Here is a 14,414-nt window from a genome sequence, read left to right as displayed (position 1 = left end):
GGATTATTCAAAAAACCGATTGGTAAAATTTAACGGCGTCTCTAAGCATATATTTTCTTTACAATTGAAGGAAACAGGATTTCGCTTGAATTACTGCCAAGATAATTTGTAATAAGTGTTTGCCGGATATACTACGAAATAGTCCGTTGGGATAAATTTCCTTCCCAAGCTCTTAATCAAATATCCTTTTCTGTTAATAATCATAAATAAAAAAGCAGCTTGATTTCAAGCTGCTTTTTTGTGGAACTGAGATTTGATTTATCTCATTTGATGCGCATGTCGCCGGTTTCAACAAAGCGTTGGTGCCATGACAATGCTTCCATCAGCAAATGCGGTGTATGCAGGCTACCTGCTTTTTCGGCGCGGTCATAGTAGTCACGCAGCATGTCTCGGTAATCCGGATGCGCACAGTTGTTGATAATGAGTTGGGCGCGTTGGCGTGGTGATTTGCCGCGCAAGTCAGCCATACCTTGTTCGGTTACGATGAACATTACGTCGTGTTCGGTGTGGTCGTGATGTGAAACCATCGGTACGATACACGAAATTGCACCATCTTTGGCCACAGATGGCGAAACGAAGAATGAGAAGAATGCGTTGCGGGTAAAGTCGCCAGAACCGCCGATGCCATTCATCATTTTCGTTCCCATGACGTGGGTTGAATTGACGTTGCCGTAGATATCCGCTTCAATCATGGCGTTCATGCCGATGATGCCCAAGCGTCGTATGACTTCCGGGTTGTTGGTGTATTCCATCGGCCGCAGAATCAATTTGTCGCGCAAGAAGTCGATGTTGTCGTTAAACCGTTGCAGTGCATCCGGGCTAAATGACAAGGCAGTGGCTGATGCGTGCTGCATTTTGCCGGCTAAAATCAAGTCCAACATACCGTCTTGCAGTACTTCGGTGTAGCCGGTCAATTCATCAAACGGTGCATCCAACAAGCCTGCCATCACGGCATTGGCAACGTTGCCCACGCCTGATTGCAATGGCAACAGGTTTTTCGGCAAGCGCCCTGCTTTTACTTCGTGACTGAAAAAATCGATGATTTGTGCGGCGATGGCTTTGGAGTTGTCATCGGGATCGGCAAATTTGCTGTTGCGGTCACCTGAATTGCTCAAGACGATGGCAACGATTTTTTCTTCCGGACACTCCAGATAAGGCGAACCAATGCGGTCAAACGGACCGGTAATGGCGATTGGTTTTCGGTGTGGCGGCACTCCGATATCGAATACCACGTCGTGCATGCCTTCCAATTTGGCATTTTGGGCGAAGTTGACTTCAATAATGATTTTTTCTGCAACTTTTAAGGCTTCGTTGGCGTGGCCGATGCCCATGGCCGGAATCAGTTTGCCATCTTTGGTGATACCGGAAACTTCGATAACCGCTAAGTCGAAACTGCCGTAGAAACCTTGGCGCATCTGTTGCTCGACGTGCGATAAATGCATGTCTTGGTAAGCGATATTGCCGGCATTGATGCCATTGCGCATTGACGGGTCAGATTGGAACGGATTACGGAAATGCACGGCATTGGCAGCAGCCAAAACACCGTCACATTCGGGAGCGGTTGATGCACCGGTGATCATGCCGATGCTGAATGGGCGGCCGGCAATATGTTCGGCTTTGGCTTTTTCAGCGATGGCGGTCGGCAGAAGTTTCGGATAGCCTGCACCGGTAAAGCCGGTAATGGCAACATTCATACCATTTTGCACAAATTCGGCCGCTTGTTCGGCAGACATAATCTTATTGCGCAAACCTTCGTGGTGGATGCGTTCTTCTGCATTAATCATTTCGCTTTCTCCTTCGGTTTGGATGTTTGAGCGTGTTCGCTGTTTTTAAACTGAAAATCGGCAGCCTGTTTTTCAAACGGCCTCAAAATAATAAATAATTATAGAGTAACAAACTATATAACAAAGCTTTCAAAGTGTAAAGAATGCCCAATCCGCTGTTTTTGAAATCATGCTTGGCTTAGTGTAATGGCTTGACCCTTTAGAGAAATGAAACAGGATTTTAGTATCGGTCCCGGTGGCAGGTCATTCTCCAAAATAAATAGATAGCTTAAGTTTTGCCAAATATTTATAGGACGTGTTCTCGTTTTGTGTGCATCGTAGATTTTCAGGCAGAAAAGCGCGTATGCAAGGCGAAAAGCGCAGCAAAGCCCCTTCCTTGCACGCATTTTCGACGCAGCAAACAGGTTCTTATGCCGGAAAGATGCCGCATGATGAAATGAGGCACGTTCTAATATCAGATGATAAAACAGGCCGTCCAAACCTTTCAGACGACCTGTTTGATATAAACGGATGACAAATATGTGCTGGACGGTTCGACCGGTTGCGTGAATAATAAGCTTTTACTGAAATACCTCGGTTTTGATCGAACAATGAATGATTCCAAAGGTTTGCTGATCCGTTGGCTGATTGTGTGTCTGATTCCGCTCATCACCATGTTGGCTTTTGCTTTGATTCCGCCGCACGATCACATGCAATATCTGATTAACGGCATTATTTTAGCTTGCGAAGCAACGTTTTTATTCAAATTCGTGCTTTTTGGCGTGATTAAACATCATTTAAAACAAGAATCTGAGTTAAAAAGAAAAACGATGTTGTTGTTTGTTCCGATTTTTTTGCTGATTATTTATTTGGTGCATTATTTCGGTGGATTTTAAAGCAAAAGGCCGTCTGAAATTTTCAGACGGCCTTTGAGACAACTTACCAGTTACAGACTGTTGGTGAATGTGCGGGTAATCACATCGCGTTGTTGCTCGGGCGTTAAGGAATTGAAACGAACGGCATAACCAGAAACGCGGATGGTCAATTGCGGATATTTATCCGGATTGGCCACGGCATCTTCCAAAGTTTCGCGGGTCAGCACATTTACATTCAAATGCTGGCCGCCCTCTACTTTAGGACGCACGCTCACATCCAGCGGAATTTCTTTGTAAGACACTTCGCCCAAATCGGCCAAAGCAGCAACTGCATCGGCTTGATAACCGCTTTCTTCTTTTACGGCCAAGCAGCGTGCTTCATTGGTACTGTCGTCCAGCAACCAAAATGAGTTCAATAAAGCTTCGTTTTGAGCTTGCGTAATTTGAATACCTTTAACCATAGTGACCTTCTCTTTCATTAACGTAGAAAAATTTGATTTATTCTTATTTTATACCCCACACCCGAAAATAAATTGATATAAATCAAGTTACAAAACACTACACCTTAACTATTTAAACAATTATCTTATATTTAAACAATTATCTTATATCAGTAAATTATAATGGATACTTTGTGCGGACACATAAAATTCTACCCGAACCGGTTTGGCGATTTGCGAATGTGATTTATGAATAATGAAATGAAAAAGCCGCTCGAAAAAAAATCTTGCTGGCTGTTTTGCAATATCATCGATAATTTCGGCGATATCGGCGTGTCATGGCGTTTGGCACAGGCTCTTTATCACGAGCTGGATTGGACGGTACATTTGTGGGTAGACGACCTTCCGGCCCTACGCGCCATTTGCCCCGATTTGCCACCTTTACCCTGCGTTCATCAAAATATTGATATTCATGAATGGACGGCGCAATCGGCAAACGACGCCACTGCCCTTCCCCCGCCGCAAATATTGATAGAAACCTTCGCCTGCCGACTGCCGCAAAATGTTTTAGATATTATTCAACAGCATCATCCGCTTTGGCTCAATTGGGAATACCTGAGCGCGGAAGAAAGTAATGAACGTCTGCATCTAATGCCGTCAGTACAAGCCAACGGATTACAGAAATTTTTCTGGTTTATGGGCTTCAGCGAAAAAAGCGGCGGCCTGCTACGCGAAGCCGATTTTGACAAACGGATTAAATTTGATCCTATGTCTTTCAGACGGCGTTGCGTTCTGCCGCCCAAAACCACGACAGAATGGTTGTTATTCGGCTATTGCAGCCCAATTTGGGCGAAATGGCTGGATATGTGGCAGCAATACGGCGAACCGATTACCCTGCTTTTGGCCGGAAACCAAATCATCGACAGCCTGAAAGCCGCCCAAGTCATTCCTGAAACTGCACTGCAACACGCCGGAGGGACGTTTCAGACGGCCTGTGTGACGTTAGTTAAAATTCCTTTTGTCGCGCAGCAGGATTTTGACAGACTGCTGCAACTTTCAGACGGCCTGATGGTTCGCGGAGAAGACAGTTTCGTACGCGCGCAATTGGCCGCCAAGCTGTTTTTCTGGCATATCTATCCGCAAAACGAAATGGCGCATCTGGAAAAACTGCATGCATTTTGGCAAAAAACTGCACCATTTTATCCGCCGCACGTTATGGTTGCGCATCAATCTTTATCTGACGAACTGAACGGTGCACATGAATTATCTGCCGAACAACGCCTAAACGCGTGGCAAACCCTAATGGAACACCGCCAACAATGGCAGCAAAGTGTCGCAGATTGGCAGGATTTTTTGTTTTCTCAAAGCAGCGCAATCGAAAAACTAGCCAAATTTGTCTCAAATACGCTAAAATAATACATTTATTTTGTAACCAGAACCTGATTGGAAACACATAATGAAAACAGCTCAAGAACTGCGCCCGGGTAACGTATTCATGGTTGGCAGCGACCCGATGGTCGTACAAAAAACCGAATACATCAAAGGCGGCCGCAGCTCAGCCAAGGTCAGCATGAAATTGAAAAACCTGCTGACCGGTGCGGCTTCTGAAACCATCGTTAAAGCCGACGACAAATTCGATGTTGTAATTCTGTCACGTAAAAACTGTACTTACAGCTACTTTGCCGATCCAATGTATGTCTTCATGGATGAAGAGTTCAACCAATACGAAATCGAAGCTGAAAACATCGGAGACGCATTGAAATTCATCGTTGACGGTATGGAAGACCAATGCGAAGTGACCTTCTACGAAGGCAACCCGATTTCTGTCGAACTGCCAACTATCATCGTGCGCGAAGTAGAATACACCGAGCCTACGGTTAAAGGCGATACTTCAGGTAAAGTGATGAAACCCGCCCGCTTGGTCGGCGGCACCGAAATCCAAGTAATGGCATACATCGAAACCGGCGACAAAGTCGAAATCGACACACGTACCGGCGAATTCCGCAAACGTGCTTAACGACTGATTGAGAAATATAAAGGCCGTCTGAAATTTTCAGACGGCCTTTTGACTGTTTGAACTACATTGCCCTGGACTGCGGCAGGAATGCCGGAATACCCGGCAGCATCCCCACAGCACCCATTGCCAAACACAATACGGTAAAGCCGGCAGTAGCCGCGGCTTTCGTAGGTCCTTTGGGTTTGCCGGAAAATTTTATTTTGGAGAACGTGCGCTATGAATTGCTGATTGCGGCGGCGTTTGTATTGATGTTGTCGGGCTTTTTACTGCCCGCCTTTGATTCCGCTGATTCCGATTGTGGTGGCGGCCGGCGGTCATCCCTTGGCGTTCGGCATTTCAATTGCAGTATTGGGCCTGATGATGGCGGTATTCAAAGGCGGTTCGCTGATGACTAAGCTCACGAGTAACGGTATGTGCGGCAGTCTGCTTCTGTATCTCGGCTTTATCGGTACGACGGGGCAGGTGAAAAAGCTTTTCGACTGGTCGGGTACGTTCGGCAAACCGCACATCGCCTTTATCGTGATTATGGGCACGGTTCTGATGTATGCTTTGCTGGAACATTGGAAAAAACGTTGGCTGGCGGTGCCGTTGGTTGTGTATTGGCCGGTTTTACCGCGTTTGCTTTGAGTGCGCCGTTCGCTTTTGAAAAAACCAAACCGGGTCTGCCGCCGATGAGTCTTGCTTACTGGTGGGGCCAAAACAGCGGCTGGATGCTGGGTTTGCCGGACATGAACAATTTCTTGGCGGTGTTCCCGTTTGCCGTGTTGGCGGTAGCGATGTGGTCGCCGGATTTTCTTGGTCACCAAGTATTCCAAAAATTGAGCTATCCTGAAAAAAACCGAAAAAATGCGCATGAACATCAACGACACCATGGTGAGCTGCTCGATGTGCCAGGCAGCCGGTCCGGTGTTAGGTGGTGCGAACTTTACCTCATCGTGGGGGACTTATATCGTTCCGGCTCCGATTGCCAAACGTCCGATTCCTGCCGGTGCGGTTTTGACGGCATTGCTGTGTATCGTTACTTCGTTGCGGGGCTACCCGATGGAATTGGCGATTTGGCAGCCTGTGTTGGGTGTGGCTTTGGGCGTGGGCATGTATGTGCCGCTGCTGGAAGCGGGCATGGAAATGACGCGCAAAGGTAAGACAACCCAATCTGCCGCGATTGTGGTGTTCTCATCGGCTTTGGTGAATCCGGTGTTCGGCTGGTCGCTGACCATGCTGCTGGATAACTTGGGCTTAATCGGCGATAAAAAACGCAGTATCGAATTGGGTTTTGCCGGCCGGATGTTGGTGCCGGTTGCCCCCACCATCACCACTTTACCGATAGTCGCCGCAACTGCCGGAATCATGTCCTCACATTCGAAACGATAATCGCAAAACAGCAGATTCGGCCTCCAGAGTTTAGGCTGCATGATTTGCAACTCATGGTTCAAATACGCTTCGCGCGTGTCGAATGCCGAACCGGGTTAATGCAGATCGGCATAGCTTTTTTCTTGTGTGTCCATTATTTACTTCCTGTTTTTTTTATGAATTCGTGTGTCACGGTTTGCCGTATTATTCTCCTCCGACAGCAAACCGTTGACTATTAAAAAGCCGCCTGAACAAGGAAACAAATCTTATTTTCTGATAGCTGCTATTCGATTTATTGATGATGTTTACTGAAAACATTGATTTGATAGACTGTTTTGATATTCAAAAAAGATAAAATTATGTTAAAAATTAATGACGGGAAAACAAAATCAAGCCAAAAAATAGACATCAACCAATTAAAATCCTTCGTGAACGTCGCGCATCAAGGCAACTTGACCCAAGCGGCCGAACGTCTTTTTCTCTCACAACCCGCCGTCTCCGCCCAAATCAAAGCCATTAAAAACGACTTGGGCACACCGCTTTTCAACCGCACCAGCAACGACATGACACTTACCCGCCGCCGGTGAAATTTTTCTGCCTGAAGCCGAAGCCCTGCTACAACACAAACACAAGCTCGAACAATTCGCCAAAACACTGGCACAGGATTTCACCAAAGAAACCCAATTGGGTATTATCCATCCCGTCGATTCCACCAAACTTACGGCCCTTATCAACCAAAACGCACCCAATACCTGCCGGAAACGCCGGACATTTCAATCCACGTGTAGCTTTCCAAGCTTTTCGGATTGGCACGGATAGTGGCTTCTTCGCCTTGCGGACAAATCAGCGAGTACGGCAGGTTTTGCAAAAACAGCAAGCTGCAAATGCCGCGCTGGTTGATGTTGCCTAAGAAAAAATCGCCGTGCAGCGTTTTATTTTGAATGCGCGACAGAATCTCGCCGCTCATACCGTATTGGATATGGAGGCAGCAGCAAGCATTTGCAACAATTCTGGCGAGCCAACCGCATATCGCCTAAACGGCAAATTTTGTGCGATTATCCGCAAGCCATTTTGGATTTGGTCATCAACGGCATAGGCGTGGCCATGGTACCAAGCAACAAAGCCGAAGCCGCCATCTGCGACAGCCGCCCGCTGTCGGTATTGGAAGAATACCGACAAACCATGCCCATGCATTTTATTTATGCTGGCGAATATGAAGACAATCCCGATTTGCAGCTTTTAAAACAGAGTGTTGAAGAAATTTGGCCAATCCGGCCGGATTAAGCCGAAGGCTGTCCGAACCATTTCAAACGGCTTTTTGGTAGTCCGAAAATGAATAACCCGAAACCTGCCTTGCTCCATATCGGCAAATGCCTTTTGCTGCCGTTATGAACAAACCGAAGCATGCGTTCTGGCTAATTGTCTTTATTGATAATTTCCATTTATTTCACTGATGCTTTATATATTTTCACAATATATTCAGTAAATTAAACCATTCAAAAAAATTAAATCAGCGGGAAACCCACCCTTGTGCTCCCGTCGGGCTTTGTAAAATTCGACAAAAGGCTGAAGTCTAACCGGTGGTTATCGGGTGGTAGCCTGATAATCTCGTCGGCACTTAAGGCGTGTCCTCATTTATGCTTGCGTTGCTGATTTTCGAGCAGAAAAAGCGATACTCAAAACGGACGGTTTTACACACCGCACCAGTCAAACCGGCCGGGGCGCGGCAAGGGAGGACATGCCCTTGACGGATACTGTTTTGTTAGGCCTGAGTTTTGCAACAATCTCTTTTAATTGATGTTTAAAGGCTGTCTGAAAGGCCGTTCAGACGGCCTGATCTCCAATTATGCCGATTATGCCGCGCTTCCCAAACCGCCAGTCTTTTATTTGTTTTTTTAAAATGATATGATTTCCGCACAACATCCGACTGCAACACAAGGAGAAACGCCATGCCAGCCCAATTGCCCCACCCTGAAACCGATTCAGACGGCCTGCTGGAATATTCCGTGGTTTATACCGACCGCGCTTTAAACCATATGTCGCAAAAGTTTCAGACGGCCTTACGTTATATTTCCGCTACCTTAAAATCCGTTTACCGCGCCGGACACGTTGCCGTGATTCCGGGCAGCGGTACCACCGGCATGGAAGCCGTGGCACGCCAGTTTGCCCGTGATGAAAAATGCCTGATCGTGCGCAACGGTTTTTTCAGTTACCGCTGGACGCAAATCATCGAACAAGGCCGCATCACCGATGACACCAAAGTATTGACTGCCCGCCAAGCCGATTCATACCAAGCACCTTTCGCACCCGCACCGATTAGCGAAGTATGTGCCGAAATCGCCGAATACCGTCCGGCGGTGGTATTTGCGCCGCACGTTGAAACCGCGTCCGGCATCATGTTGCCTGACGACTACATCGCCCGCTTGGCTGAAGCCGTGCATGCAGTCGGCGGCTTGCTGGTGATCGACGGCATTGCCTCAGGCTGCATTTGGCCCGACATGGAACAATTAGGCATCGACGTATTGATTTCTGCCCCGCAAAAAGGCTGGAGCGGCACACCATGCGCCGGTTTGGTCATGCTCAACGAACGCGCTTACCAAAAAGCGCAGCAAACCCAATCCGACAGTTTCGCCATGGATTTGAAAAAATGGCTGCAAATCATGGAAGCCTTTGAAAACGGCGGCCATGCTTATCACGCTACCATGCCGACCGACGGCTTATTCCGGCTGAGTGCAGTCATGCGCGAAGCCGAAGCCATCGGTTTTGAAACTTTGCGCGACTGCCAAACCGAATTGGGCAGTAAAATCCGCCGTCTGTTGGCCGAACACGGCTATCCAAGTGTGGCTGCCGAAGGCTTCGGAGCACCGGGTGTGGTGGTGGCCTACACCGATAATTCCGACATCCAAAACGGCAAAGCCTTTATCGCCCAAGGTCTGCAAATCGCTTCGGGCGTGCCGCTGCAAGTAGGCGAACGCAGCGATTTCCAAACCTTCCGTTTGGGTTTGCTCGGCTTAGATAAACTGCAAAACATCGACCGCACGATTGAATTGTTTGCCGATGCCCTGGCAAAAGTGAAATAAGTTTATTTAAAAAACGAATCCGGGAACATTGCAAAATCTTCAGATTCAAACAAACTCCAAAGCAAGCAAACGCAGGACGTGCAGACAGACCGCCTACAAAGCCAAGCGTTCGGAAAACACCGCGCAGAGAAATGTGCCACAGACAAGGATGTTGCAAAGGTCTCAGGCCATCTGTAACCAAGCATGCTTCAGACGGCCTCTCCCACACCACTCATTTATATTTTTATTGGGCTGATGCAGATGAGCAATCGGGTTACACATTAAAAAATGAAGGTAACCCATTGCAAACCAAGCAAATCTACACGGAAAAAATTCTTCAATTTTCTGTATCGGAAGTAACGGCCCGTGCAGCTGCCGGTATACCCGGTATCCGGCCTGATTCCGCCCTGTTGTTTTACCGTAAAATCCGCCAAGCCATCGCTTACCGTTCAGAACTTCGGGCAGATGAAATTTTTGATGGCCCGGTTGAATGAGACGGGGGTTGTTTTGGCAGGCAGTGCAAAGGCAAACGCGGTCGGGGTGTTACAGGTAAAGTGGCTGTTTTTGGCATTCTAAAACGACAGGGGAAGGTTTAATTGTTGTCGCAGAATGTGAGTGAATCCACTTATCACCGTATCAATCACTGTACGCATTTTGTAGGACGGCAAAACCACATTGACGGGATGGAAAACTTTTGGAACCAGGCAAAGCGCATGCTACGGAAATAGAATGGAATTGACCGGAAATCTTTTCCATTATTCCGGAAAGAATGCGGGTTTCGTTTTAGCTTTGGTACACCAAAAGAACGACTGAAAATTTTGCGAATTTGGTGTGATATTTGAGGCTAATCTACGTCAGCTCCTTTTTATTTATTCAATTTGTACCATTTTTATGCGTAATCAATGTATTTTTTAATATCAGGCCGTCTGAAAACCGGTTTCACTTCTCTTCTAAAATGGCGCAAATTTAAGATAATGCTTGAAGGCAGATTATCCGTAACCGGGGCGGACTGTGTATAATGCGCTTATTTCTGTTATTCCACTATTTCTTCCCGACATTATGACCGAATCCATCCGCCTGCCTGCCTGCCGCCTCAAACCATCCACCGTTGCCCTGCCCGGCTCGAAAAGCATCAGCAACCGCACTTTGCTGTTGGCGGCTTTATCCGGTAACGTATGCGAAATCCGTTCGCTGTTAAAATCCGATGACACCGACCGCATGCTTGAAGCCTTGGGCAAACTGGGCGTGAACATCAGATTTTTGGAAACAGGCCGTCTGAAAGTACACGGGACAGGCGGTAAATTTCCCAACCGTGAAGCCGATTTGTTTTTAGGTAACGCAGGCACGGCGTTTCGTCCGCTCACGGCTGCATTGGCGGTATTGGGCGGCGATTACCGTCTGCACGGCGTGCCGCGTATGCACGAACGTCCGATTGGCGATTTGGTTGATGCGCTGCTCATCGCCGGTGCCGATATTCAATATTTGGGCAACGAACATTACCCGCCGCTGCAAATCAATGCGTTTACCGGCAACGGTACGCGTGTGATTCCGATTAAAGGCAATGTTTCCAGCCAATTCCTGACCGCACTGCTGATGGCGCTGCCGCTCACCGGCGAAGCCTTTGAAATCCACATGGTCGGCGAATTGATTTCCAAGCCCTACATCGACATCACGTTGAAATTGATGGCGCAATTCGGTGTCAACATTGAAAACGACGATTACCGCATATTCAAAATTCCAGCCGGGACACGCTACCATGCGCCGGAAGTGTTGCATGTTGAAGGCGATGCTTCCAGTGCGTCTTATTTCTTAGGCGCGGGCTTGATTTCCGGCACGCCGATTCGCGTGACCGGCATTGGCTTGAACAGCATTCAGGGCGATGTGGCTTTTGCGCGCGAATTGGAAAAAATCGGTGCCCATGCGGTGTGGGGTGACAATTTCATTGAAATTTCACGTGCTGAAGGCCAAGCGGTCAAAGCCTTTGACTTGGATGCCAACCACATTCCCGATGCCGCAATGACTTTGGCCGTCATTGCGTTGGCAAGCGGCAAACCCTGCACCCTGCGCAACATCGGTTCATGGCGCGTGAAAGAAACCGACCGCATCGCCGCCATGGCTAACGAATTGCGCAAACTCGGCGCGGAAGTGGCGGAAGAAGAAGAAGCCATCTACATTACGCCGCCGCCACAATTAAACGCCGATGCCGCCATTGACACCTACGACGACCACCGCATCGCCATGTGTTTCTCGCTGGTGTCGCTGTTGGGCGTGCCGGTCACCATCAACGACCCAAAATGCACGCACAAAACTTTTCCGACTTATTTTGACGTGTTCGGCGAAATTACCGAAGCGTTATAAGGTTGAATATCCAAAGGCCGTCTGAAAAGCCCTGCTTTCAGACGGCCTTTTTGTTATAATTTGCCGTTCCCTATCATCTGAATCGCTTCATGAACACACCTAAAGCCTTTGCCGTCCTCGGTCCGACCGCCAGCGGTAAAACCGGCCTCGCGCTCAAAATCGCCAAAAGCCTGCCGGTCGAAATCATCAGCTTGGATTCCGCGCTGGTATACCGCGACATGGACATCGGCACCGCCAAGCCCACTGCCGCAGAACGTGCCGGCGTGCCGCACCATTTGATTGACATCATTTCGCCGCTGGAAAGTTACAGCGCGGCCGAATTTGTGGCTGATTGCGTACGCTTGGTGGATGAGATTCATGCGCGCGGCAGGCTGCCTTTGATTGTCGGCGGTACGATGATGTACTTCCACGCGCTGACCGAAGGTTTGAACAATTTACCCGAAGCCGATGCCGCCACCCGCGCCCGACTTCAAGCCAGCAAAGCCGAATATGGTTTAGCGCATTTGTATCAGCGTTTGCAAGAAACCGACCCCGAAACCGCAGGCCGTCTGAAAGCCAACGACAGCCAGCGCATCGAACGCGCATTGGAAGTATTCATGCTCACGGGCAAACCTTTAAGCCGACATTTTGCCGAAAAAGCAACCCACATGCCGTCGCTGGATTTGTGCACCATCGCCCTGATTCCGGAAAACCGCGCCTTGCTGCACGCGCAAATCGGTAAACGTTTCAAGCAAATGCTGGCACAAGGTTTTTTGGATGAAATGTACATGCTGAAACACCGATATCCCGAACTGACACCCGATTCCACCGCCATGCGCTGCGTCGGCTACCGCCAAGCATGGGATTATCTCGACGGCCTGACCGGTTACGATACCTTTGTCGAAAAAGGCATCGCCGCCACGCGCCAATTGGCCAAACGCCAGCTCACTTGGTTGCGCAAAATCCCGTTGGCCCGCACGCTCGACCCTTATAGCGGCAGCGGTTATGTTCAGACGGCCTTAAATTCGGTGCGCAATCATTTTGAAAAACAGACCGCTTGAAATGAAATTAAGCACCCCGCCCATCGCCCCGAAAACCCTAGTCACGCTGCATAGCTTGGGCATAGAAACCGTGGCAGATTTGCGTCAAATCGGTTCGGCCAAAGCATTCTTGCTGCTTAAAGCCGCCGGCTGCACCGTCACCCAAAGCACTTTATGGCAGCTCGAAGCCTTGCTGCTGGGAATTGCTGCTGCTGATTTGAGCGACACGCAAAAAGCCGCGGTAACCGGACAAATCAAACAACACCCGCCTGTGGCCGTATTCCCCACACCGTCTGAAATGGAAAAATTTATGCAGGCAGCGTTGCAACAAGCCAAGCAGTCTTCCCAGATGGAAGAAATTCCCGTCGGCACAGTGGTGGTGCAAAAAGGCCAAATCATCGCCGCTGCCCACAACACCTGCGTACGCAACCACAACATCAGCCACCACGCCGAAATCCGTGCTTTAGCACAGGCAGGTGCGGCATTGGGCAACTACCGTCTCGACGGCTGCGACGTGTACATCACGCTCGAACCTTGTGCCATGTGTGCCTCCGCCCTGATTCAGGCACGCGTGAAACGTGTCATTTTCGGCGCCGCCGAACCGAAAACCGGGGCGGCAGGCAGCGTATTGAATCTGTTTGGACACAATATACTAAACAAACACACCGCGGTTTTGGGCGGTGTGTTGGCCGATGAGTGCGGAAATGTATTGCGGGATTTTTTTGCGGCAAGGCGCGGTTAATAAAAAGGCCGTCTGTACGATAATGGTGAATCCCCAAACGGCCTGTTTTATGGTGAAAGCCGGTTTAACCGATATTCGCCACCACCGCCACCACCATCAACGCGACCGCCACGGCAGCAATAAATTTGCCCGAACTCGCAAATTTCAGCAGCGGCAGTTTACCTTCCAATTCTTTGCAGCCGGTAATCATAGGCGTAATCAGATTGTGTTTTTTCAAAAACTTATACGCCAAAATGGTGACAATATGCACCGCCGCCAAAAGCAACAGCAGGTTGAAGAAGCCAAAATGGATTTTGCGCATGGCCATACCGATATCGCTGCCGACCAGGCTGTTTAAATAACCGTTGTAAACGAAAGTATTGTCATCCGGTGAAAACAAGCCGGTAGTGACTTGCACCAACACTGCGCCCAGTAAGGCCAATACCATCAGCGCACCCAACGGATTGTGGCCGGGCTGCTCATTTTCGGTAATCTCGCCTTTAATATAACGCACAATCTGCTTCGGCCCGCGCACAAAATTGGCAAACTTGGCCGTATCACTGCCCCACAAACCCCAACACACGCGGAACACCACCAAGGCCAAAATCAGCAGGCCGCAACGCAAATGCCATGCCAGCAGACTGCCGCCGGTTTCGCCGCTGTACCACATAAAGGCGAAGGCCGATACCAGTGTCCAGTGAAAAATGCGCGTGGGTAAATCCCAAACTTTGATTTTCTGTTTCATTATAGCGTTCTTTCTTATAAGATAGAAAAAGTTTGTGTGACGGCACGGATCAGACATGCGGCGAAAG

Annotated in this window: 13 protein-coding genes and 3 pseudogenes; 11 read left to right on the top strand and 5 right to left on the bottom strand. The window is 48.8% G+C overall.

All coding sequences use genetic code 11. From position 1 onward, the window contains the following. Positions 1–263 precede the first annotated feature (263 nt). Entirely contained in the window at positions 264–1,784 is a 1,521-nt protein-coding gene (gene scpC, locus C7N83_RS00755) for a succinyl-CoA:acetate CoA-transferase ScpC (RefSeq protein ID WP_106739892.1), read from the bottom strand. Positions 1,785–2,374: 590 nt separating this feature from the next. Here scpC and C7N83_RS00750 point away from each other — a divergent pair. Next, complete coding sequence (locus tag C7N83_RS00750; RefSeq protein ID WP_106739897.1) at positions 2,375–2,659, top strand: hypothetical protein; 285 nt, start codon at positions 2,375–2,377, stop codon at positions 2,657–2,659. A gap of 50 nt (positions 2,660–2,709) precedes the next feature. Here C7N83_RS00750 and grcA read toward each other — a convergent pair whose 3' ends face one another. After that, positions 2,710–3,099, bottom strand: coding sequence for an autonomous glycyl radical cofactor GrcA (gene grcA / locus C7N83_RS00745; RefSeq protein ID WP_106739890.1), 390 nt, complete (start codon positions 3,097–3,099; stop codon positions 2,710–2,712). Between the two features lie 240 nt (positions 3,100–3,339). Here grcA and earP point away from each other — a divergent pair, with 240 nt between their 5' ends. The 3 genes and pseudogenes from earP to C7N83_RS00730 all read left to right on the top strand — a co-directional run. Beyond that, positions 3,340–4,494 (top strand): elongation factor P maturation arginine rhamnosyltransferase EarP, encoded by a 1,155-nt coding sequence (gene earP / locus C7N83_RS00740; protein WP_106739895.1) that lies wholly within the window; start codon positions 3,340–3,342, stop codon positions 4,492–4,494. A 40-nt stretch (positions 4,495–4,534) separates the two neighbouring features. Continuing rightward, entirely contained in the window at positions 4,535–5,095 is a 561-nt protein-coding gene (gene efp / locus C7N83_RS00735) for an elongation factor P (RefSeq protein ID WP_106739889.1), read from the top strand. 149 nt (positions 5,096–5,244) lie between these two features. Further along, a pseudogene (locus C7N83_RS00730) lies at positions 5,245–6,391 on the top strand (DUF3360 family protein); the annotation flags it as partial. Positions 6,392–6,393: 2 nt separating this feature from the next. Here C7N83_RS00730 and C7N83_RS15100 read toward each other — a convergent pair. Then, a pseudogene (locus C7N83_RS15100) lies at positions 6,394–6,600 on the bottom strand (DUF3360 family protein); the annotation flags it as partial. Between the two features lie 204 nt (positions 6,601–6,804). Here C7N83_RS15100 and C7N83_RS16710 point away from each other — a divergent pair. Beyond that, complete coding sequence (locus tag C7N83_RS16710; protein WP_342747585.1) at positions 6,805–7,032, top strand: LysR family transcriptional regulator; 228 nt, start codon at positions 6,805–6,807, stop codon at positions 7,030–7,032. A 143-nt stretch (positions 7,033–7,175) separates the two neighbouring features. On the opposite strand, the gene C7N83_RS16705 is transcribed toward C7N83_RS16710, so the two are convergent. Continuing rightward, positions 7,176–7,412, bottom strand: a complete 237-nt coding sequence (locus tag C7N83_RS16705; protein ID WP_146135064.1) for a hypothetical protein — start codon at positions 7,410–7,412, stop codon at positions 7,176–7,178. A 32-nt stretch (positions 7,413–7,444) separates the two neighbouring features. Here C7N83_RS16705 and C7N83_RS16700 point away from each other — a divergent pair, with 32 nt between their 5' ends. The 6 genes and pseudogenes from C7N83_RS16700 (at position 7,445) to tadA (ending at position 13,623) form a co-directional block, all read left to right on the top strand. Continuing rightward, a complete protein-coding gene (locus C7N83_RS16700) occupies positions 7,445–7,729 on the top strand; it encodes a LysR substrate-binding domain-containing protein (protein ID WP_342747584.1) in 285 nt (94 codons plus the stop codon). A gap of 665 nt (positions 7,730–8,394) precedes the next feature. Next, the gene (locus tag C7N83_RS00710; protein ID WP_106739886.1) at positions 8,395–9,525 is read left to right on the top strand and encodes an aminotransferase class V-fold PLP-dependent enzyme; all 1,131 of its coding nucleotides are present in this window, start codon (positions 8,395–8,397) and stop codon (positions 9,523–9,525) included. Positions 9,526–9,792: 267 nt separating this feature from the next. Further along, positions 9,793–10,346: pseudogene (locus tag C7N83_RS00705) on the top strand (IS1595 family transposase). 217 nt (positions 10,347–10,563) lie between these two features. Beyond that, positions 10,564–11,862 carry a 3-phosphoshikimate 1-carboxyvinyltransferase gene (gene aroA, locus C7N83_RS00700; protein WP_106739884.1) on the top strand — a complete coding sequence of 433 codons (1,299 nt, stop codon included), beginning with the start codon at positions 10,564–10,566 and terminating at the stop codon, positions 11,860–11,862. 89 nt (positions 11,863–11,951) lie between these two features. Next, complete coding sequence (gene miaA, locus C7N83_RS00695; protein WP_106739882.1) at positions 11,952–12,902, top strand: tRNA (adenosine(37)-N6)-dimethylallyltransferase MiaA; 951 nt, start codon at positions 11,952–11,954, stop codon at positions 12,900–12,902. Between the two features lies 1 nt (position 12,903). After that, positions 12,904–13,623 (top strand): tRNA adenosine(34) deaminase TadA, encoded by a 720-nt coding sequence (gene tadA / locus C7N83_RS00690; RefSeq protein ID WP_106739880.1) that lies wholly within the window; start codon positions 12,904–12,906, stop codon positions 13,621–13,623. A 64-nt stretch (positions 13,624–13,687) separates the two neighbouring features. Here the strand turns inward: tadA and C7N83_RS00685 are convergent, their stop codons facing one another. Beyond that, positions 13,688–14,347 carry a cytochrome b/b6 domain-containing protein gene (locus tag C7N83_RS00685; RefSeq protein WP_106739879.1) on the bottom strand — a complete coding sequence of 220 codons (660 nt, stop codon included), beginning with the start codon at positions 14,345–14,347 and terminating at the stop codon, positions 13,688–13,690. Positions 14,348–14,414: the final 67 nt, after the last annotated feature.

It is taken from the genome of Neisseria iguanae (assembly GCF_003013245.1).
GTDB classification, from domain to species: Bacteria; Pseudomonadota; Gammaproteobacteria; order Burkholderiales; family Neisseriaceae; genus Neisseria; species Neisseria iguanae.
The sequence above is the reverse complement of the archived record's forward strand: the minus strand, read 5'-3'. Positions and strand labels throughout refer to the sequence as shown.